Consider the following 21856-nt stretch of genomic DNA (forward strand, 5'->3'; position numbering starts at 1 on the left):
TTCGGCGACTGAACTCCGCCGGCAGCGGGCGCCCCGTTTGGAGGCCCCGTTCATAGCGGTGAGGCCTCCTCCCCGGTGCGTGAGGGCACGGCCGCGCTCAGGACGGCGGTACTGGACGGGCTGTGGACTGGGCTCGTCACCCAGAAGTCCCGCGCCACCGGCAGCGGCGCGATCTGCATATTGGCCCACCGGGCCCGTTCGTTGCCATGCCGGTGCAGCTCCTGATGATGGGCGCGACACAGCGGGACGGTGAACTCGTCACTGACCTTGCGGCCGAGGCGAATTTCAGATGGTGGGCATCGCACGGGCTCGCTGGCAGACGAGGCAGGGCTGCTCCCGGACGAACAGCAGGTGGGCCTTGCTGCGGGGAGGCTCTTTGGGATGAGCGAGCCCTGTTTCGGGCGCTGGTGGCAGGGCCGGCTGCGGCGCGGTCTCGGTGCCCGCAACCGCTGCCGGCAGCGGTTCTTCTGCCAGGCTTGGCCCGCGATCTAAGGCGTGCGCTTGTTCGACCCTGCTGGCTGCGGGAGGGATGGCATCCTCAAGCTTGCTCTGATAGGCGGCCTCGACCATGCGGGCGTCCGCCTCTAGCAGGCTGTTCTTGAGCGGAAGGCTGGCCTTGGCCCAGGCAAGCAGGTCAGTGCTGCCAGACAGCTCTGCGAGCTGGCGCAACAGCTGCTCGCGGAGCTCGGCGGACCTTGGCGGCCCCAGCACCGGCGCGCGGTTGAGCACGCCCTTGGCGGGCTTGGCTTGCGCGCCAACGGCTGGTTGCGATGCCGCAGCGAGCGGGCCGGCTAACGCAGCGGGGGCGTCCAGATCGTCTTCGCCGGCAATGCCGACCAGCGTGAACAGCGCATAGCGCCGGGCATAGCTCAGGGCGGCGCCCATCCGGTGCGGGGCGGCGGTGTCGGCGACCGGGCACACCGGCCAGTCGGAGGCAATCCATTCGCCCGAGGCGTGGAGCAGGGTGGTCGTGAGCCTGATCAGTCCGGTGTCGACATCGATCGCGGTGGCCTGCACGGTCGCGATCTCGTGCTTGGTGAGGCACTTGCGCACGATCTGAAGCCCGCTGGCGAGCGAGGCATAGCGGAAGGTGGGGCTCTCCTCCCGCGGGAACGGTGATACGATCGTCGCGGTCAATACCTTTTCCGGATTTTCAAGCTCACTTTGCGCCCGCGCAAGCGCGCCGGCGATTTGGCTGATGGTCACGCTGCAGCGCTGCATTGGCTGTCTCCACTGCTCGAGGTTATCGGTCCAGCTGCATCGTCAGAATGAGTCCGGCGACGATCAACTGGTGCTGCAGGTCACGGATCAGGGCGACAAGGACGTAGTCCTGCGCGCAGCGCGCCTCAAAGCCACGCAGTTTGGCCCAGAGTTCAGCGAACAGCTCGAATGCCGCTTCGTACGGCTCCGGGGATCAGAGAAGGGATCGAGATGGACAAAGTCAAAGGACGGCTGCATCGGCAGACCCTCTGAACCGGGAGCTCAGGCTCGGCAAGTTGCCCGCCCCGTGGCTGAGCTCGGCGGCAGGTTTAAGCGACGTCGTCGACCACCTCGAAGCTGATTGCGCCGGCCTTGGAACGTTTGGCGCGCAAGCCGTGGCCGCTCGCCTCCTTGGCGTCTTCCGCACCAGCGCCTTTAGCTCCGTTTTTGCCCGCTCGTGCTCCAGCGCCGCGCCGCGAGTTTGGCGGTGGAGCGCGCCCAATTCCGCCCAGGCGTTCGAGCCGCTCATGTCGACCACTCGCACCGCCGCCAGCCCGGCCGCGGCGGTTCGATGCCAAATAGCTGCGGCGCCTCACCGTTTTGCACACAGCGCCAGAACTTCTTCTCGGCGGTGAGCAGCAGATGTTGATAAAGCGGATCGGCATGGATCTTGATTTCGACCCATCGGCCACCACCGGTGATGATCGACAGCACCGCGGCGCGTGCGGCGACCACCCAGATGTTGTGCTGCAGTTGGGCCATGTGCTTGTCCGCCGCCGCGTCCTCGGAGAAATTCCAGGGCGCGAATTTGCTTTCGAAGACGTCTCCGGTTTGGTGCACCCGCCCATCAAGAGTCGCAGCCATCCACTTCTGCACGGGGTGGAAAACCCGGCGCTGAACGTGCGCGACCGCATGGCCCGTTTGGCGCTCGTACCAGGTTCGGTTGAGAGGCTCCGTCGCCGTGCCAAGCTGGACCGCCAGGTCGTCAGACAGGTCCTCTGGCTCGACCTCGCCGCGCTTTTCTTGCCAAAGCCGGACGAGGGCGGCTCCATCGCCGCCCATGATGATCCGCGCATCCGAGTCGCCGACAAATGTACGGCGCTTCGCAATTGCATTGGCAAGGTGCGGGATCATTGTAATTCTTCCTAGGTCGATTCGAAGTAGCTCAATTCGATACGAAAAGTATCATTCATGACATTCGTCAGATCAAAGCTGCTCGCGCGCTTTTGGGTTGGTCCCAGGACGATTTAGCTATGGCCGCTGAACTGTCAGTTCCAACGGTAAAGCGGCTTGAGGCGTCGGATGGTCTGCTGGGAGGGCGGGACCAAACGGTCGAGAAGATCGTAAATGCGATCACCTCCGCCGGCGTTGACTTCATCTTCGAAAACGGCGGTGGACCGGGCGTCCGGCTGCGCAGATCAGGGAAGTCGAGAGCTTAGAGTCAGGCAAGTCCGACAGCTAGTGCGGGTGTCTCTCGCGGCGGCTGCATTGTGATTGGCAAAACGAACCCGATTTTGTGTCGTGGAATCAGCTACTTCGTTTTGTCCTGCTCAAATCTTTTCATAGCTGGCGTGATCGGGATTGGGACGGCTGAAGGTCTCGACGAGATGCTTCCGGCTCGACTATGCGCCTGTTGATAACTGCCCCAAATTGGCAGCCGTGGCCCCATCCGCGTCCGGCGTATAGATCTTGTTAAACCGAACGGTGAGTAGTCTCGCGAGGTCACGGTGCGTTTTGATTCGCGGAGGAAACGCATGTCCCGCAAGCCGCGGTGCGAAGATCCCTTCGACTGCATATTTAAGCCGGCGCTCTTGCGATCGGAGTCGCCAAGCAGCTTCAAGATTTTCCATGACCAGATTTACAACGAAATCGCTCCCCAAACGCCAGTTTAACGCTTTGCAACTCGTCAGCTCATTCGGACCATGTGGGAGAATGAGCGTCTTCACGCTGGGAGCGGCCCTCCTCACCAACGCGACGTTGCCGGCACTACAAAACCTCATCGCGCCAACCTCGGTTACGGGTACGGGTTTCGATACCTATGGGCTCGTGCAGCAATACTTCAGCAGTGGTCAGGCTCGGCGCGAAATTCGCAAGCGATTGGCCCAACTCGGGTTGACCGAGCCAGATGTCCGAAGCCGAAGCCTTTCGACTCCGTCTCGATGCGATGCAAGCGCTGAACCGGCTACTGGCGTCCACGCAAAAAAGCTGGGCTAAGCAGTTGCCAACGCTGCAAGAGCATCAGCCGCGGTCTCACCAGCGGGGTCTTATCGAAGCTGGCCAAAACGGACCTAGCGAAGGAGAGGCCTCGCCGCTCGCGCCGTTGAGCGCGAGCGAATAGCACCATGACCAGCGATCGTCAGCTTCAGGCAAATCGGCGCAATGCCGTCCGAAGCACGGGGCCGCGCTCCGGGGCGGGAAAGCGGCGGTCAAGCCAGAATGCTTTCCGCCATGATCTATCCGTCGATTTGCGCGTCGCCCGTCAAGAAGCAATCGAGTTGCTGGCACGACAGCTTGCTGGCGATCGCGCCGATCTGAGGGCGTTGCAATGCGCCCGAAGCCTCGCGCACGCGAGCCATGCTCGAGCGTGTCCGGCACGCCAAACTATCGTTCATCGAGCGCATCATCTCGGTTGGCCGCTTGCACCGTTCCTTTGCGGTGAGCCCAGATTGAGCCCGTCATCTTCACCCCCCGGGAAATGCGGCAAATTGACAAGGCGTTCGCGAACGGCAAAATGCCTAGGTTGCGTCAACTCAGAACGCCAAAGCCGTTACCTCGCGCTGAACCAGCGTGCACAGCGGAAGCGTTCCGACGCGCGCTTCCAGAGCTGGTCATGATTGATCGATACGAGCGGCGAGCATTGGTGCGCTACTACGGCGCCTTGCGTGACATGATGCGGACGTGAGCTAATCGATGGCTAAATATGACAATGGACTCCGTCTCATGTCGCTGCCCGGTCGTTTGTGCGACTGTGTTGCGGGTGAGCAAGCTATTCGATCATTGAGTTGAATTCGACAAATTGTGTTCCTAGTTTCGGCCTGACGATGAACTTCGTGCACCGAATCTAGGCGTTTAGCAGTCAAATCACGTGGTGCTTCCGATGCCCTTAGATCCCAGAATGCTCGATCGCCGAGTCGATCAATGGGTCGCGCTCATGCGAGAGTTTCTGCGAGTTCTTGTAGTTCGCAAAAAGGAACAGTTTGATCGAAGAGTCTCGATCGGAGACCTTCTGACCGAACGCGACGAAAACGCCGCGGCATATGGCTTCGGCGAGGGAACCACGATGTACGACAACGTGCTCGTTCTGGGGTCTGTCAAGGTCGGACGAAATACCTGGATTGGACCAGGATGTATCCTGGATGGCTCGGGTGGAGATTTGCAGATAGGGGACTGGTGCTCCATCTCTGCTGGCGTCCAGATCTACACACATCATACCGTAAATCGTTCAATTTCGCTTGGCCGGGACCCGATCGATTACGCACCCACCTGGATCGGCAATGGAGTATATATAGGCCCGAATTCGGTTATCCAAATGGGTGTAACGATCGGCGACCGCGCGATCATAGGTGCAAATTCACTGGTCAACAGGGATATTCCTACAGGTGCCAAGGCGTTTGGCTGTCCTGCGCGCCTCCAGCGGCCCTCAACGTCGAAATAAATGCAATCCGCGGCCGGCCCAAGTTTCCATTTTCGCCGCAACTTCGGTCGCCACCGATTTAATGGCAAGACCAATGCCCAAGCCGGAGGAATAAATTACTCAGTTAAGAAATTTAATTTGCGCTTCCGCTAGTTTGATGTACGATTTAATCGAGGGCTGAAATGTTGCAGGATGACCCCGATGACCCACCTGGACGCCGACAGCGAAGACCGTCGTGAGTTCTTGAAGAGTTGCGGAAGGTTTGCCGCCGTGACCCCTCCAGCTATGACCTTGTTGCTCTCCACCTCTCTTACCTCGGCCGCCATCGCGGGTTCGGCTGGCCGAATTGTGCACGGCAACAATGGGCACGGCAACAATGGGCGCGGCAACGGCAGCGGGGACGGCAGTCCTAACGGCAAAGAGGATAACGACCGCTGAAGGGTGGCGCCGACGGCCGGCGACAGCCATGCCGGCGTTCGCGCGGGTGCCGCTACAACGATTGCTCGTGCTCAGCCGGTCTGGCGGCGCTTCTGGCCGGATGAGCGGTTGATCAACAGGTCGGTCAGCTTTTTGCCGGCGCGAAGCTGCTCTTTCAACCATCGGGGCTGCTTACCGCGACCAGACCAGGTTTGGGATGGTTTCTTAGGATTCCGGTACTTCGGCAGCACTGGAGGGTAGGGGCGCCGTCCACGCTCCTCGGTGGGAGTGCCGGCGGTTCCCTCTATCCTGCGAAGCCGCTGTTCGAGCTTGGCTTTTTCCGCGGTCATTCTGCGACTGAGAACCGTGGTCACCTCGTCGTAAAGTTGCCAAAGGTCCCCCGTACGGACGGATGTCCAGTCGTCCTTACCCATGGAAGCCGTCCCCAGCTACTTCCGTCAAACAGAAGGTGGAGGGGATATCAGGTCGAAGCCCGGTCCGGCAAGCACGATCAGTTGGCAGGGCAGGCGGCCAGCGCGAAGTCCGACGCCTGTCGCCGCTACCGCCTCGTGCCGGTTGTCCGACCGAGCAGGCGCCTCCCAGAGGCCCTTCGCCGGTTGGCTCGTCGGGGGCCAAACATCCGCTGCTCGGCCCGCAATACGCGACTACGCAAATTCTGCAATTCGGTGAATTGAACGATCAGATCCTGATGAGTTTGACGCAGAACAGCCGAAGAATGCATGTGACCACCTACACTCGTTACAAAGATCACCTCGTAACCGCTCAGTGAAATTGCCGGGCTGACGAAGATGCCGGTTCAACTCTGCTGACCAGTTGTTCATCGGTGCTATAGTTAGATTGAAGGCCTTTCCCTGGATTTCGCTCGAAACGAGCATTGGCAGGGTGCTTTCGTTGAAATCAGGCAGTTTGAAAAATTTTCATTCCTCATTTGGGCCCCCGCCGATACACAAAATCAAAGGATCGCAGCCGTTCTTTGCGTCGGATGAACGCTCCTCGACGATAATATTACTCTGCGGCCTCCCCGGGTTGGATCGCCTCGTTTTAGGCGAAACTTCGTTGAATGTTAGATTTGAATCGCGGATATCCCTATATATCCTTCGTAATATAGCAGCGGTGGACCGATTAGATGGATGTCGATTATGATAGTCAGCGACTCACCCCGCGCTCAAGATACACCTGCCGAGCGAAGTTTACTTGCGTTACTATCAAAAATTGTCCGGAAGGCCGGCTTCCGCCGAAGATTTCGCGTTTTCGCGTTTCGAGCAGAGCCCGGATTCGTACGGTGGTGCACGCAATTTCAGAGTGAGTTACGCTCACACCGTGGTCAAGCGTTGCGAGATGTGCCCCAGCAAGTGCGACACTTTGACATTGCAAATTGGCTTTATGGTTAGCGAACGTTACCGAAGACGTTGCTGGAATAAACTGCCGCATTGTGGGTTTACGAATTGGGCAGAGGAAGCATGCGTCGCATCAGAATTGTCATCGCGGATCGGCACCCGATCGTTTTGGAGGGAATCAGCAGCGTCTTGGCGACGCAGCACGATTTTGCGATCGTGGCCTCATGCGGAGATGCTGCAAGCTGCATCGAGGCAATTCGACTTCTTGTGCCGGACATTGCGCTGGTGGATCTCGGCGCGCCTGAAATGAGCCGGTCTGACCTCCAGGCTCTGGCAAACGCCGCGGGCCCGGGTACTCAGGTAGTTTTCTTCGCCGATGCGGCTGGCGATGACGCGTTGCAAAAGCTGGTTGCCGACGGGGTCTGTCTCGTCCTCACGAAGCATGCGAAGCCGGAGACGCTAGTCGCCACCCTGCGGAAGGTTGTTCAGATCCGAGGATTGGCGTCACGGTCGCACAGCAGTGGACAGGTTGCTGAAGACCCTCTCGCAGCAGGTGAGGAGAAGTCCCTGACCCAGCTTACGGACCGGGAGCGGCAGATCATGCGGCTCGTATCGGAGGGGCTGTCGAACAAGGAAATTGGGCGTTGCCTGAACATTGCCGACGGTACGATCAAAGTCCACCTTCATCACATCTTTCAAAAACTGGACATCAGTAATCGGACAGTTCTCGCGGCATTGGCAATTTCACGGAATGAGCTGCATTCAGCGCCTCGTGAGTCGAGTGCTACCGGTCTTACACAGCGAGATCCCGCCAGCGCGAAATGACGAGGACGTCAAGCGCAACAACGCCTTTTCGACTCACGGGAATCGGGTCTGCCTCTCAAGGAGGGTTCTCGGATGTCCAGGCCCGCGGCCCCCGCAGTCCGAGCCACGCTTTTCAGCATGCCGCAGCAAATGAGCCGACGTGCTGGCTGGGCAAGTCAATGCGCTCTGTATGCGCTGAAACGATGCTAATTTTCGGCTTTGGTCGCGCTCGAAACCCGAGTGATAGCGCGGTCGCAATCGGCCTTGAACCTCTCTTCCTCTTCATCTGCGCAATCGACGCCGCCATATGCGGTCGGGCTTCCGGAGCTGCCGCCGGTCGCGAAAGGCCCTTTACCATTGCCTCCGGCACCAGCGGATCCGCCGCCAACGGGTTTCCCTGCAGCAGCATGAGGTGACCCGGCACGGCCACCGCCGGGTGCTCCACCCCCTCCGGATGATCCGCTACTGGAGGTCCCCGACCTTACCTCGGAGGACCGATCGTTGTCGAAGACAGACTGGCTCCTGTCGTCTTGCGTCGCTCCGTTCAGACCGCCCGAACGTGCAATGGCTTTCGAGGTCAGGGAGGTGGACAGAAGCAATGTCATGACCGGGGGCGTCACGGCCGCGAATCTTCCGCATGTCTTCAAAAACGCCCGCCGGTCGTCGTCTTCGTTGCCGTCCCGGGTCACGCTGCGCTCTCCTCGATTTAAATGAAATATAAAAGCATGGTATTATATATTATATTTTAAACAAGGAGTTTTCTTTTGAATGGCGGGAATTGCTGGACGCGAATCTTCTGGGCCGGTCAACGGCAGCATCCAGACTTGCCTTTGAACCTCCTGGGGTCTGGACTCAAGAACCATGCGCTCAATGACGTTGCGGCGCATTCTTGTCGTATCCATGCGGATGTTTGCGGGTGGGACGGTCGCTTCCCGGCACCTAGTTCCGCTGGCGATGTTGATGCTTGCGCCGGCATCAGGTCTTCCGGCGTTCGGCAGTGGCATCGCCATCAGCGTGCTGTATGCGCTGAGTCTGGGCGGGGCGTCCGGCTCACTGCAGGCCATCAACGCCGCCGAGTATCGGCCGCGACCATCTTGGTGCAATCAGGGGAGCGTCGTTCGTCTTCGGCATCGCGGTCGCGGCATTCGGACCGCTGCCTTTCGCAGTCAGCATCGATTGGACCGGAAGCTATTCGGCCGTCCTCATCGGTTGTTGTACTCTTTGCCTTACGTGCCGGGCTTGCGCTTTCGCGGTCCAGCGACCGTCCTCCGCGCGGCGAAATTAATAGCCAAGCGAAAGAGTGGGCGAGCGGGATCTCCGCTTCAGGGCGACCCGCGCAATAGTTGATCTCCTAGCGTCCGTCAGGGCGATTGTCCGCACTGGATCAAAATGCGAAGAACTCAACCTGAGCAAATGTGGTTCGCCAATAGCATCAAGAGCGGCCCTTCACTTAGATGATCGCTGCGAACAGATCCCACCGGCCCGGAAGTCCCTTAAGTTCATGCGATCCGCGCTCGGCGAACCTCAAACCCGCGCCTGCGACGAGATCGGTGACGACCCGTGACACCAAGACTTCGTCAGGCTGCGACTGGGTCATAACGCGCGAAGCTGCATGCACGGCGACGCCGCCTATATCGCGGCCCCTGATCTCGATTTCGCCGGTGTGAAGACCCGCTCGGAGCGCCAAGCCAATCTGTTTTGCAGCTGTTCCAAGCGCGAGAGCGCAACGAACGGCGCGGGCTGGTCCGTCGAAGGTGGCGAGAATGCCATCGCCGGTGGACTTGATCAAAGTGCCGCGATGCTTCTCGACGATTTGCGACGCCAGTTCATCGTGACTGTCGAGCAATTTGCGCCATGCCCGATCGCCGGTTTCGGCGGCGCGGCGCGTTGAATCGACAATATCCGTGAACAGGACCGTGGCGAGAACGCGATCGATATCCTCCGGCGAGCCGTCGCGATGCCCCGTCATGAACTCTTCGATATCGCCAAGCAGCTCGTCGCGATCGCTGAAGCCGAAATATGGACTGTGGTCATCTCCCGCATATTCGATGAATCGCGCGCCGGGAATCCCCGCGGCTAAATCGCGGCCATGCTCGACCGGTACCTGCACGTCGCCGTGACGATGCAGCACGAGCGTCGGAGCGCGTACGTTCTCAAGCAGCTGACTCACATCGATCGACGCATTCAGCAGGGCAAACTGCTTTATGGCTCCGGGACTGGCTGCAAGCCTTTCATACTTGGCGAATTGCGCTACGGCGGCAGGATCGGTCGCGAGGCTGGGAGCAACTCTGTTGATCATCGCGCCCGTGCCCCACGACTTCATGAGCTGCATGGCCCGTTGCTCGCCGCCTCCGGGCAAGTCGCGTCGCCGTCGATAGCCGCCAAAGAGGATGAGTTTGGATACGCGCTCGGGATAGGTGGCAGCAAACGTGACGCTCATCGCGCATCCCTCGGAAACGCCAAGCAGCGCGGCCTGGGTTGACCCGATGCTATCCATGACGGCGCGAACATCATCCATCCGCTGTTCGAGTGAAGGGGCTCCGGCTACCCTGTCGGAGAGCCCCTGGCCTCTCTTGTCGAAGGAAACCACGCGGGCGAAGGTCGAAAGACGGCGCATGAACGCGGTATAGCCGCGCAGTTCATGCAAGAATTCGACATGCGAAATGATGCCCGGGACCATGATGATATCAACGGGTCCGCTACCCAGCGTTTGATAGGCGATATTGACGTCGCCGCTGAGCGCATAGCGCGTCTCCGGCATGGCAAAATCGATCATCAGTCACTTCCTTGACGGCTAAGGTCCCCACCGCCGAAGCAAACAGGAGGCATCGTTCGTCACCTGGTCGGCGCGCAGCTGGTATCTTATCGTACGGGCGGCTCAACAGGGCTAGAGCAATGGCCTCGAAATGTCGCAAAGGCAGCTGTAGAGGCCGAGCGAGACCGTGGTCCGGTTCGCCCGCCCCATGCGAACTTCTGCACCAGATCACTAGCGCGGGACATCACAGGGGGCTCCGTCAAAGCGGACGCGCGCGGCATGGATGTCGGAATAACGACGATCGGCCCAATCGACGAGGCTCGCCATCGGCTCCAGCAGGGATTGGCCTAGCGGGGAAAGGCAATACTCAACGCTCGGTGGTTTGGTCGGAAAGACATTGCGGGTGACAAGTCCGTCGCGCTCCAGGTCGCGCAGCGTCTGGGTGAGCATGCGCTTCGAGATGTCGCGGATGGCTCGATGAAGCTCGCTGAAGCGCTGCGGTCGCGTCGCGAGGGTCATGATCATGAGTATGCTCCACTTATCGCCGATGCAGTCGAGTACGTCGCGCACCGGGCAGTGTACGGATTCTGCTGACCGGGCGTCGTCCGATTGATATCGGCTGAATCGCTCGATCGCGCTCAATGCGTCGCTCATGCCGGTCTCCTTTTCCTCTCCTGGTTACAAAAAACTGCCTCCTTACGGTGCAGACCTCAGGTCTCTATGTGAGACCTACCCTAGAACGTAGACCATTTAACACCGGGAGAATACGCATGTTTCTAGTCACGGGAATCACGGGAAAAGTCGGCGGCGCAACGGCCAGGCATCTGCTGGCCCAAGGTAAGAAAGTACGCGCGCTGGTTCGCGACCGCGCGAAGGCGGCAAGCTGGTCAGACCAGGGCGTGGAACTGGTCGACGGCGACTGGAACAATGCGGCCGCCATCGAGCGGGCGCTCAACGGCGTCGACGGCGCGTTTGTCATGTTGCCGGCCGTCTGGGCTCCCTCGCCGGACTTTAGGGAAGCCAAGGGCGTCATCGCGAACTATGTCGAGGCGTTGACCAAGGCCGCGCCCGCGCGGGTCGTCGGGCTCTCGTCGATGGGTGCGAACAGAACCAGCGGGTTGGGGATGATCACCGCGCTGTCGTTGCTGGAGCAGAGCCTTCGCAAACTGACATCGCCGACCGCCTTCGTGCGCGCCGGCGGGTTTTTCGAAAATTTCCTTTACGGCCTGCACGCCGCCCAGGGCGGCACGCTCCCCGTCTACTACAATCCGACCAACCGCAAATCGACCATGGCCGCGACGAACGACATCGGTGCCGAGGCGGCGACGCTGCTGACCGGGCCGGCGTGGTCGGGGCATCGCGTCATCGAACTTGGTTCGATGGTCAGCGCGGATGAAATCGCAGCGCAACTGGGCGATGTCATGCAGCGCGAAGTCAGGGCGTTCGCAGTGCCGCGGGCCGAGTGGTCGGCAGCGTTCGAGCAGTTCGGCATCCCGAAGGGCCAAACCGGACCGGCTGAAGCGATGTTTGAGGCCGTCAACGCGGGCTGGATGGACCTCGGCGTAGCGGGCACGGAGCACGTCGCCGGCACAACGCTGCCCCGCGATGTCTTCGCGGCGGCCCAGAAGACCGCCACGGCGTAGGTCCGGATCAGCGATGAGATGCGACTTTCGAACCTGCTCCGGAAAGTCGCATCTCCTTCGGAATGAATGCGTCGCGGCCGCCCCTCTCTTGGCGGCCACACAAGTCCTCCGGCGCCCTCATCAGAAAAGGATAGACAAATGTCAAAGAGTTCCTGGAGCCAAGTCTCGGCCTTGGCGCTTGCTGTTTTCTTCGTCGTTGGATCGCTCAGCAACATCTTCGCCCCGGGGTCCATCTACGAGGAATATCTTCGGTGGGGATACCCACCCTGGTTCCATTTCGTGACCGGATCGCTAGAACTCACGACCGCCGTTCTGCTGGTGCGGGCACGAACGCGGCTGTGGGGCTCGGCGCTCGGCTGCACAGTGATGTTGGCGGCGCTCGCGACCGTCACATTGCACGGCGAATACGGGCACGCGGTGGAGCCGCTTGTCGTCGCGACACTATCGATAGTCGTCGGCTGGATCGCCTCGCGGAAAGCGGCTCCCCGGCCCGGCATGACCGACGCTACTGGAGAGCCGAGGGATTGTCTGCGTGCGAACGTTCGCGGCTGAAACTGGATGTCCACCTACCAATGTTTGGCCCTAGCTGTCCCCGCGTTTGATCGGCTGCTGCGTGTTCTGCAGCTACGGGTCGATCCCGTGTCCGCCGATCCAGTCCGGCGATGAGGACCGACAGTCCTGCTGCGGCTGAGATCCGGCAGGTTTGGCTGGCGAACATGTGAACCGGGCTGGCTTCCATAGTTTCACTTTCCGTGGGATGGTCGTGCCATGCATTTGCGGCGACTGCTCAAACTCGCTCTCGCGCTCTTTGTGAGCCTCGGCCTGATGCTGGCGCCTCTGATCACGCCGGCCGCCGCTGCGCACGCGCGATCGGCCGCGATGGCCAACATGTCCATGTCGGCCGACATGCCCTGTTGTCCGGAGGAGCAGAAGAGCAAGGACTGTCAAGACTGTCCGCTGGTTGCAATGTGCGTGTTGAAGACGGCCCAGGCGGGACCCTCTGAGGCCGCCGCCCTTCCGCTGCGGCACGCAATCCGGACCACCCACTCGGTGGCGGACGACGTGGTCGGCGACGGTTTGATCCGTCCACCTCCCGACCAACCCCCTCGAATCCTGGCCTGAACGGCGCTTGACGCCGATTGCGTCCGTGCGCTTTGCGCCCGGATGACGCACGCCGCCTCGGCGGCGAATTCAGGACATCGAGGACACACAACATGAAGACGTCTACCTTCGCGCGGGCCGTCCAGGCCGCGTTGATCGCTGCGACCATCGGCGGCACAAGCACGGCCGCATTGGCCGACATCAAGGACTACACGTTCGAGCTCGTCGACCAGTCGGTCCAGGCCGGGCCCGACAAGATCATCACCGTCAGGCTCGTGAACACCAAAACCGGCAAACCGGTGCCGGAGGCGGTGATCTTCGCCAGCCGTTTGGACATGGCTCCGGACGGGATGCAGGAGATGGCGACCAAGGTCACGGCCATGCCCGGGACCGAGCCCGGCACCTACCGCTTCAAGGCAAGCTTTGGCATGGCGGGACGGTGGCAGCTTTCGCTGGGCGCCAAGGTCCAGGGCGAGACGGGTAGCGTCGAGAACAAGCTCGTCATCACGGCGCACAAATGACCCGCCCGATCGCCACAAGCCTGGTCGCCGCGTTGATCGCGGCGGCCGGGATCGCATTCGTCATCGCCGGCCCGCAGCGGCCGGCGGCTCGAGCCGTGATCGGCCTCGCTGCGGCCGAGGAGAGCGGCGCCCCGATCTACTACCAGGATCCGGACGGCAAGCCGTCTTACTCGCTTGTGCCGAGAAAGACGCCGGACGGCCGGGATTACCGCGCCGTGCCCGCTGGCGCCGACGTCGGCTTCGACGACGACCAGCCGGCGACAACGGCCGGCGATTCCGGAGCGCGACGGATCAAATACTACCGCAATCCCATGGGCCTGCCGGACACCTCCCCGGCGCCGAAGAAGGATTCCATGGGGATGGACTACATCCCGGTCTACGAGGGCGAGGACAGCGACGACGGCTCCGTCAAGCTGTCCCCGGGGAAGATCCAGCGTACCGGCGTCAAGTCGGAGCCCGCAGCGAGGCGGGTGATCCGGACCGTCGTCAGGGCGCCGGGCACGATCGCCCTCGACGAGCGGCGGATTTCCGTGATCGCAATGCGGGCGGAAAGCTTCATCCTTAAGGTCGCCGACGTCACCACCGGATCGCATGTTGCCAAGGGCCAGCCCCTGATGGAGGTCTACAGCCCCGCGGTGTCCTCCGCGGCGGCCGAGTACCTGACCACCATCACCTCGAAGACGACCAGCGGCGACGTTCAGTATGGCCGTGGATCGCGGCAGCGCCTGATCAATCTGGACGTGCCCGATGCTGCGATCTCCGCCATCGAGAAGAGCCGGACCGTGCCGACCTCGATCGAGTGGACTTCGCCGCGCGACGGCATCGTGCTGGAGCGCAATGCCATCGAAGGCATGCGCGTGCAGCCCGGCGGCGTCCTGTTCCGGATCGCCGACCACTCCGTTGTTTGGGCGCTGATCGACGTCGCCGAACGCGATCTGGGCATGATCGCCAAGGGCCAGCCCGTCGCGGTGAAGGCGCGGAGCTTTCCGGGCCGGGAGTTCACCGGGCAGGTCCAGGTGATCTATCCCCAGATCAACAAGGAGACCCGGACCGCGCGCGTCCGCGTTGAACTGCAGAATCCGGACCTGATCCTGCTGCACGACATGTACGTCGACGCCGACATCGACACCGGTAGCCGCGAGGCCGTCCTCGCGGTGCCGGAGAGCGCCGTGATGGACACCGGGAGCCGGCAGGCCGTTTTCATCGACAAGGGGCAGGGTCGGCTGGAGCCGCGCGAGGTCAAGCTCGGCCACCGGGGCGGCGGCTTCGTGGAGATCCGGCAGGGCCTCGCGGAGGGCGACGCCGTGGTGGTCTCGGCGAATTTCCTGATCGATGCCGAAAGCAACCTGAAGGCCGCCCTGAAGGGCTTTGCCGAAGGGGCGCAGCAATGATCGCACGCCTCATCGCCTGGTCCGCCCGCAACCTGCTGCTGGTCCTGTTCGGGACCGGCTTCGCCGCCGCGGCGGGACTGTACGCGCTTCTGCATCTGCCGCTCGATGCCATCCCGGATCTCTCGGATACCCAGGTGATCGTCTACACCGAGTACCCCGGCCAGGCGCCGCAGGTGATCGAGGACCAGGTCACCTATCCGCTGACGACGGCGATGCTGACGGTCCCGAAATCGAAGGTGGTCCGCGGCTTCTCGTTCTTCGGCGTCTCTTTCGTGTACGTGATCTTCGAGGACGGCACGGACATCTATTGGGCGCGCTCGCGCGTGCTGGAATTCCTCAATGGCGCCAGCGCGCGCCTGCCGGCCGGTGTCATACCCACGATCGGTCCCGACGCGACCGGTGTCGGCTGGGTCTACCAGTACGCGGTGATGTCGAAGGAACTGAACCTCGCCGACACGAGGACCATCCAGGACTGGAATCTGAAGTTCGCGCTGGCCAAGGCCGAGGGCGTCGCGGAAGTCGCGAGCGTCGGCGGGTTCGTCAAGCAGTACAACGTGATCCTCGATCCGCAGCGCATGCGCGACCGAGGGATCACCATGCAAAAGATGCGTGACGCCATCCGCGCCAGCAACGCCGACGTCGGCGGGCGAACGGTCGAACTCTCCGAATTCGAGTACGTCATCCGCGGCAAGGGCTACATCAAGTCGATCAACGACCTCGGCGACATCGTGCTGAAGACGTCCGGCGGCACGCCCGTGCTGCTGCGCGACGTGGCAAGGGTCGAACTCGGCCCCGACGAGCGGCGCGGCATCGCGGAGCTGAACGGCGAGGGCGAGGTCGCCAGCGGCATCGTGCTGCAGCGCTTCGGCCTCAATGCTCTGGAGGTGATCCAGAACGTCAAGAAGCGCTTCCGGGAGATCGCCTCGAGTCTGCCGAAGTCCGTCGAGATTGTCCCGGTCTACGATCGCTCCAACCTGATCTACGCGGCAATCGATACCCTCAAGCACACGCTGTTCGAAGAAAGTGTCGTTGTCGCGCTGGTCTGCATCGTGTTCCTGCTGCACGTGCGCAGCGCGCTTGTCGCGATCCTGATGCTGCCGGTCGGCATCTTGATGGCGTTTGGTGCCATGAAGCTGCTGGGCCTCGGCTCCAACATCATGAGCCTCGGCGGCATCGCAATCGCGATCGGCGCCATGGTCGATGCGGCCATCGTCATGATCGAGAACGCGCACAAGCACCTCGAACGCGCCGAGCCGGGAAGGTCCAGGATCGATGTCCTGATCGCCGCCGCGGCCGAGGTCGGACCGGCGCTGTTCTTCAGCCTGCTGATCATCACCGTGTCGTTCATGCCGATCTTCACGCTCGAATCGCAGGAGGGGCGGCTGTTCAGCCCGCTTGCGTTCACCAAGACGTTCTCGATGGCGGCCGCCGCGCTTCTCTCGGTGACGTTGGTGCCGGCGCTGATGGTGATCTTCGTGCGCGGCCGGATCGTTCCGGAGCACCGGAATCCGATCAACCGGTTCCTGATCTGGATCTACCGCCCGGTAATCAAAGGCGTCATGCGGGCGAAGACGCTGGTGGTCGTGCTCGCGCTCGCCGTGCTGGCCGTGAGCATCTGGCCGGCGCGCCAGCTCGGCACCGAGTTCATGCCGAACCTCAATGAAGGCACGCTGCTCTACATGCCGACCACGCTGCCGGGCATCTCCGTCACCAAGGCCGGCGAACTGATGCAGACCCAGGACCGAATCATTCGATCCTTTCCGGAAGTCGCCTCGGTCTACGGCAAGGCAGGGCGCGCCGCGACCGCCACCGATCCGGCACCGTCCGAGATGTTCGAAACCCTCGTCAACCTCAAGCCGAAGGAAGAGTGGCGCCCCGGCATGACCATCGACGGGCTCATCGCCGAGATGGACAAGGCGCTGCAGTTTCCCGGGGTGTCGAACGCCTGGACCATGCCGATCAAGGCGCGCATCGACATGCTGTCGACGGGCATCCGGACTCCGATCGGCGTCAAGGTAATCGGGACGGATCTCGTCGAGATCGACAAGCTTGCCAAGCAGATCGAGCAGGTCCTCAAAACCGTTCCGGGCACCTCCTCGGCCTACGCCGAGCGCGGGATCGGCGGCTACTATCTAGAGGTCACGCCGGACCGGGCCGCGCTGGCGCGTTACGGCATCATGGTCCAAGACGTGCAGGACACGATCGCCATCGCGCTGGGCGGGCAGACGGTGACCACCACCGTGGAAGGCCGGCAGCGCTTCACCGTCAACATGCGCTACCCGCGCGATCTGCGCGACAATCCGCAGGCTATCGCCAACGACGTGCTGGTGCCGATGCCCGCCGGCGGCGCTGTGCCGCTCGGCGAGGTGGCGAAGGTCGCGCCGGCGCGCGGGCCGACCTCGATCCGGACCGAGAACGGGCAACTCGCGACCTACGTCTACGTCGACATCCGTGACCGCGACCTCGGGGGCTACGTCGCGGACGCGAAAGCCGCCGTGCAGGCCAGCATCCGGTTTCCGGCCGGCTACTACGTGATGTGGAGCGGCCAGTACGAATACCTGGAGCGGGCCACCGCGCGGCTGAAGATTGTCGTTCCCCTGACGATGATGATCATCTTCCTGCTACTCTACCTGAACTTCCGCTCGATCACCGAGACGATGATCGTCATGCTCTCGCTGCCTTTCGCGCTGGTCGGCGGGTTTTGGCTGATGTGGTGGCTGGGCTTCAACCTCTCCGTTGCCGTCGCCGTCGGCTTCATCGCGCTCGCCGGCGTCGCGGCCGAGACCGGCGTTGTCATGCTAATCTACCTCAACCAGGCGCTGGCGGAGACTGCGGCGAGGCGTGCCGCCGAGGGGCGGGCCCTGACCCGCGGCGATCTCTACGACGCCGTCATGGAGGGCGCAGTGGAGCGCGTCCGGCCCAAGATGATGACTGTGGTCGCGATCATGGCGGGCCTGCTGCCGATCATGTGGAGCACCGGGACCGGCTCCGAAATCATGCAGCGGATCGCGGTGCCGATGATCGGCGGGATGATCTCCTCCACGCTGCTGACGCTGATCGTGATCCCGGCGATCTTCGGATTGGTGAAGGGCTTCGGACTTCCGCCCGGTGATCAGGGCAGGGCCCAGTCGGCAGATCAGGTAAAGGGCCCGTCAAGGAGCGAGTGCTGCAGCCTGCTAAATAAGATCGACAAGGCGCCATGCGCGAAGTCCTCGAGCCGGGCATGGCACGACTTAGACGATCGAACGGCGATCGAGCGTGGCCGATGCACCGTCAGGACAACGGTGCGGGCCCAACTTGCGTATCGACGGACTTGATCCGAACTTTCGCGGTACAATGGACCCCAGCGACCAGATGAACGATCGATCGAGCAGTATGCCGAGCACTGCAGCTTTAGGTAGGTAACGTGCGCGGTCGCGAATGGGATGCCGGCTCGCGGGGAAGGGCGACTTCACCCCTTGCCACTCCAGGAGTTTCGCGTGGAGCTCTTTCCAGGGAGCTTTCCGGAAGGGAGTTTTGATGGCGTACGAAGTTCGGAGGGCGAGCGGCAGAACGAGTATGCGCGAGCGGCTTCGCTCAAGTAACGCAAACGGACGCGTTCGTCAGCCGGTGCCGTTCAGTCGTAGCTAAGCCGCTCGGATTCCTCGCGAGTGTAGTCTCTTGCGTGAATACGATCGGCGTATCTGGTGGAGATCGGCCCAAAGGCGGGCGGCAACGGGCCGTCGGTGAAGAGATGGTGACAATCGTCGAGATGGCCGCCTCGCACCGTCGCGTTGCGACCGAACTTGGTCGTGTCAGCGACGAGCACCGCCGTGCGCGAATTGGCGACGATTGATTGACGTGCTTGAACCTCGTCCAAGTGAAAATCCAGCAGCGCGCCGTCTTGATCGATGCCGCCGACACCGAAGATCCCGTAGTCGGCTCGAAAACCCGCGAAGAAGCGCGCGGCGGCCTCGCCAACAATATCCCGATCAAGTGGGCGGAGGGTGCCGCCGGCGATCGTAATCTCGACTTCAGGGTTTTGTGCGAATGCAGCAGCCACGTTCAGATTGTTGGTGATGACGCGCAGATCCTGACGACGGGATAGTGCCTGCGCAACGTATTCTGGCGTCGTGCCAAGTCCGATCATCAGCGATGCTCCATCGGGAATGAACCTGGCGGTCGCATGCGCAATGCGCTGCTTGGCGACGGCGTTCAAACCTTGCCGGCTTCCATATGCCAAATTCTGGTTCTGGACGGGAAGGCTGACACCGCCGTGGATTCGCCGGAGCAATCCTTGGTCGCAAAGCGCATTCACGACACGGCGAATGGTCTGCTGCGTCACCTCAAAACGCGTCGCAAGTTGCTCGATCGAGGCGAAGCCTTGCTCGCGCACGATCTCTAGTATGGGGGCTCGACGTGAGGTGGAGGTCTTGAGCATAATTGATCCGTTCCAACCAAAGTATCATTTGAACGCTTTAGACGCAATTTTCTGTTTCATATGGGGTCACATTATGTTCATATGAACATAATAATTGCTGCGCCAATGAAGTTGCGCGGTCTGGAGGAACGGCATGGATCGGTCTGCTTGGGGTGAGGAGCCTTTGGCTGCTCCGCGAGGGCAGGACAAAGCCGGTATGAATGGCCACGCCGGTGCCCGGCACCGAACCCGGCATTTGAGAGCGAACAGACCATGTCAGCGATTACGCTGAGCCACGTCTCCAAATTTTGGGGATCGATGCGCGCTGTCGATGACGTCAGCCTGACAGCCGACGAAGGCTCGCTGCTGGTGCTGCTCGGGCCCTCCGGATGCGGCAAGTCGACGACGCTTCGATTGATCGCGGGCCTCGAGGAGGCCGCCGTCGGCACGATCACTATTGGCGGCATCGATGTTACGCATCTCACTCCGGCGCAACGGAAGATCTCAATGGTCTTCCAGTCCTACGCCCTGTTTCCGCATCTAAGCGTGGCTGAGAACATCGTCTTCGGACTGCGCGTGCGCCGCGTGTCTCGCGCCGAGCGGGACGAGCGGCTCCGGCGCGTCGCCGACATCGTCGGACTCAGTGGTCTGCTGGAGCGCAAGCCGTCGCAATTGTCCGGCGGGCAACGCCAGCGGGTAGCGCTCGGCCGGGCTATTATCGCGGAGGCGCGCGTCTGCCTCATGGACGAGCCGCTTTCAAATCTGGACGCCAAGTTGCGGCACGAGATGCGGACGGAAATCCGTGCGCTGCAGCAGCGCCTTGGCATCACCATGGTCTACGTGACCCACGATCAGACTGAGGCGATGACGATGGCGGACCGCGTCGTGCTGATGCGCGACGGCCGCGTCGAGCAGAACGGCTCGCCGGAAGAACTCTACAATCGTCCGGCAACGGCGTTCACGGCACGGTTCATTGGCACGCCGCCGATGAATCTCGTGCGTCAGGGCGACAAGCTTATTGGCGTCAGGCCGGAGCATATCCGCATCGTCTCCGGCGGCGATCATGTTGTGCGCGTCAAGGCCGTCGAGCATCTCGGCGCGGACAGCATCGTGCTGTGCGAGATGGGTGGGCAGCCCATCTCGGTGCGGCTTGACGGCTTCAGCAAGGTTCGACCGGGCGAGGATATCCGGATTGCCTGGGATGCGGATTACGAACACCGGTTCGATTCGACCACGGAAGTTCGGTTGGAGAGCATTGTCAAAGAGGGCCGTCTGGCAGCATCCGACCGATGAGGGCGGCGGTGTCAGGGCGGATAACGAAGGAGACTAGGATGTTTGCGCGCCGAACAATGTTGATGGCAGCTGCTTTCGCTGCGCTGTCCATGGGCGCCGCCCGTCCGGCGGCAGCGGTGGACCTCACGATGTACTATCCGGTCGCGGTCGGCGGTCCCGTCACCAAGATCATCGATGACATGGTCTCGCGCTTCGAGAAGGACAATCCGGACGTCAAGGTGACGGCGGTCTATGCCGGCAACTACACGGATACGATGACCAAGGCGATGACAGCGATGAAGGGCGGCCAACCGCCGCAATTGTCGGTGCTGCTGTCCACCGACGTGTTTACGCTCATGGACGAGAACGCGATCGTGCCGATCGACGGCCTCGTCAGCGACAAGGCGTGGTTCAAGGATTTTTATCCGGCGTTCATGGCGAACGGACAGATCGACGGCAAGACCTGGAGCATCCCGTTCCAGCGTTCGACGATCGTGCTGTACTGGAATAAGGAGGCCTTCAAGGAAGCCGGCCTCGATCCGGAGAAGGCACCGGCGTCCTGGGACGAACTGGTCGAGATGTCGAAGAAACTCGTCAAGAAGGACGGTGCCGGAAACACCACGCGCTGGGGTGTCGAAATTCCCTCGACCGGTTACGCTTACTGGATGCTGCAGGCGCTGGCCATCGAGAACGGCCAGAAGATGATGAACGAGCCCGGCAATGAGGTGTATCTGACCGCACCGAAGACGGTCGCCGCGCTGGACTACTGGGTCGATCTGTCGCGCAAGCACAACGTGGCGCCGGCGGGCAGCATCGACTGGGCCACACTGCGCACCGACTTTCTCGAAGGCAAGGCGGCGATGATGTGGCACACCACCGGCAACCTGACGGCGGTCAAGGATGCCGCGAAATTCCAGTTCGGTGTGGCCATGCTCCCGGCCAAGGAGCAGCGCGGATCGCCGACCGGCGGAGGCAATTTCTATATCTTCAAAAGCGCGTCCGCGGAGCAGCAGAAGGCAGCCGTCAAGTTCATCCAGTGGATGACGGCGCCAGACCGCGCAGCGGAATGGAGCATGAAGACGGGCTACGTGGCTGTGTCCCCGGCCGCCTACAAGACCAGCGCGATGACGGAATATGCCAAGGGCTTCCCGCAAGCGACCGTCGCGCGCGATCAGCTGGAGCACGCGGTGCCGGAACTCTCCGTCCACGAGAACGGCCGCATCTACAAGTTCGTCGGCGATGCCGTGCAAGCCGCGATCACCGGCACGCAGAAGCCGCAGGAGGCGCTCGCCGCAGCCCAGCAGCAGGCCGATCGCGTCTTGCGCGCCTACAAGTAAGGAAATCAGCGGGGTGGCGGCTCG

At 61.9% G+C, this 21856-nt stretch carries 16 protein-coding genes and 3 pseudogenes; 12 read left to right on the top strand and 7 right to left on the bottom strand.

The genetic code is table 11. The annotated features are described in order from the left end of the window. Window positions 1-285: 285 nt before the first annotated feature. Window positions 286-1221, bottom strand: coding sequence for an ERF family protein (locus ABIB06_RS07130; RefSeq protein WP_502916520.1), 936 nt, complete (start codon window positions 1219-1221; stop codon window positions 286-288). Window positions 1222-1529: 308 nt separating this feature from the next. Beyond that, window positions 1530-2334: pseudogene (locus tag ABIB06_RS07135) on the bottom strand (YqaJ viral recombinase family protein). Window positions 2335-2405: 71 nt separating this feature from the next. On the opposite strand from ABIB06_RS07135, the gene ABIB06_RS07140 reads away from it, so the two are divergent. The 3 genes from ABIB06_RS07140 to ABIB06_RS07150 all read left to right on the top strand — a co-directional run bounded on the left by ABIB06_RS07140 (window position 2406) and on the right by ABIB06_RS07150 (window position 5272). After that, window positions 2406-2639 (top strand): helix-turn-helix domain-containing protein, encoded by a 234-nt coding sequence (locus tag ABIB06_RS07140; protein WP_354068682.1) that lies wholly within the window; start codon window positions 2406-2408, stop codon window positions 2637-2639. A 1676-nt stretch (window positions 2640-4315) separates the two neighbouring features. Next, a complete protein-coding gene (locus ABIB06_RS07145) occupies window positions 4316-4855 on the top strand; it encodes an acyltransferase (protein ID WP_354045360.1) in 540 nt (179 codons plus the stop codon). 180 nt (window positions 4856-5035) lie between these two features. After that, complete coding sequence (locus ABIB06_RS07150) at window positions 5036-5272, top strand: hypothetical protein (RefSeq protein ID WP_354045358.1); 237 nt, start codon at window positions 5036-5038, stop codon at window positions 5270-5272. Window positions 5273-5343: 71 nt separating this feature from the next. Here ABIB06_RS07150 and ABIB06_RS07155 read toward each other — a convergent pair whose 3' ends face one another. Then, a complete protein-coding gene (locus ABIB06_RS07155) occupies window positions 5344-5685 on the bottom strand; it encodes an H-NS histone family protein (protein ID WP_354045356.1) in 342 nt (113 codons plus the stop codon). A gap of 1047 nt (window positions 5686-6732) precedes the next feature. Between ABIB06_RS07155 and ABIB06_RS07160 the strand changes: the two genes are divergently transcribed. Continuing rightward, window positions 6733-7434, top strand: a complete 702-nt coding sequence (locus ABIB06_RS07160) for a response regulator transcription factor (protein WP_354045354.1) — start codon at window positions 6733-6735, stop codon at window positions 7432-7434. Between the two features lie 308 nt (window positions 7435-7742). Here the strand turns inward: ABIB06_RS07160 and ABIB06_RS38880 are convergent. From ABIB06_RS38880 to ABIB06_RS07170, 3 genes and pseudogenes are all read right to left on the bottom strand, one after another. Next, window positions 7743-8102 (bottom strand): annotated as a pseudogene (locus ABIB06_RS38880) (hypothetical protein); the annotation flags it as partial. A 761-nt stretch (window positions 8103-8863) separates the two neighbouring features. Next, a complete protein-coding gene (locus ABIB06_RS07165) occupies window positions 8864-10189 on the bottom strand; it encodes an adenylate/guanylate cyclase domain-containing protein (protein WP_354068663.1) in 1326 nt (441 codons plus the stop codon). 210 nt (window positions 10190-10399) lie between these two features. Beyond that, window positions 10400-10822, bottom strand: coding sequence for a winged helix-turn-helix transcriptional regulator (locus ABIB06_RS07170; RefSeq protein WP_354045350.1), 423 nt, complete (start codon window positions 10820-10822; stop codon window positions 10400-10402). A 116-nt stretch (window positions 10823-10938) separates the two neighbouring features. On the opposite strand from ABIB06_RS07170, the gene ABIB06_RS07175 reads away from it, so the two are divergent. From ABIB06_RS07175 to ABIB06_RS07200, 6 genes and pseudogenes are all read left to right on the top strand, one after another. Next, entirely contained in the window at window positions 10939-11811 is an 873-nt protein-coding gene (locus tag ABIB06_RS07175; RefSeq protein ID WP_354045348.1) for an NmrA family NAD(P)-binding protein, read from the top strand. A gap of 138 nt (window positions 11812-11949) precedes the next feature. Further along, the gene (locus tag ABIB06_RS07180; RefSeq protein WP_354045346.1) at window positions 11950-12363 is read left to right on the top strand and encodes a DoxX family protein; all 414 of its coding nucleotides are present in this window, start codon (window positions 11950-11952) and stop codon (window positions 12361-12363) included. A 216-nt stretch (window positions 12364-12579) separates the two neighbouring features. After that, complete coding sequence (locus ABIB06_RS07185) at window positions 12580-12933, top strand: hypothetical protein (protein WP_354045344.1); 354 nt, start codon at window positions 12580-12582, stop codon at window positions 12931-12933. Between the two features lie 92 nt (window positions 12934-13025). Beyond that, entirely contained in the window at window positions 13026-13433 is a 408-nt protein-coding gene (locus ABIB06_RS07190) for a FixH family protein (RefSeq protein WP_247353557.1), read from the top strand. Beyond that, entirely contained in the window at window positions 13430-14824 is a 1395-nt protein-coding gene (locus ABIB06_RS07195) for an efflux RND transporter periplasmic adaptor subunit (protein ID WP_354068665.1), read from the top strand. Before ABIB06_RS07190 ends, ABIB06_RS07195 begins: the two co-directional genes overlap by 4 nt. After that, window positions 14821-17944, top strand: a pseudogene (locus ABIB06_RS07200) (efflux RND transporter permease subunit); the annotation flags it as partial. The gene ABIB06_RS07195 and the pseudogene ABIB06_RS07200, both read left to right, overlap by 4 nt. Window positions 17945-18440: 496 nt before the next feature. Here the strand turns inward: ABIB06_RS07200 and ABIB06_RS07205 are convergent. Beyond that, window positions 18441-19244: a DeoR/GlpR family DNA-binding transcription regulator gene (locus tag ABIB06_RS07205; RefSeq protein ID WP_354045340.1), complete on the bottom strand. Its 804-nt coding sequence runs from the start codon at window positions 19242-19244 to the stop codon at window positions 18441-18443. Window positions 19245-19496: 252 nt separating this feature from the next. Between ABIB06_RS07205 and ABIB06_RS07210 the strand changes: the two genes are divergently transcribed. Together ABIB06_RS07210 and ABIB06_RS07215 are read left to right on the top strand one after the other, a co-directional pair. Continuing rightward, window positions 19497-20516: an ABC transporter ATP-binding protein gene (locus tag ABIB06_RS07210; protein ID WP_354045338.1), complete on the top strand. Its 1020-nt coding sequence runs from the start codon at window positions 19497-19499 to the stop codon at window positions 20514-20516. A gap of 56 nt (window positions 20517-20572) precedes the next feature. Further along, entirely contained in the window at window positions 20573-21832 is a 1260-nt protein-coding gene (locus ABIB06_RS07215; RefSeq protein WP_354045601.1) for an ABC transporter substrate-binding protein, read from the top strand. Window positions 21833-21856: the final 24 nt, after the last annotated feature.

Source organism: Bradyrhizobium sp. LB8.2 (assembly GCF_040548035.1).
Taxonomy (GTDB): domain Bacteria; phylum Pseudomonadota; class Alphaproteobacteria; order Rhizobiales; family Xanthobacteraceae; genus Bradyrhizobium.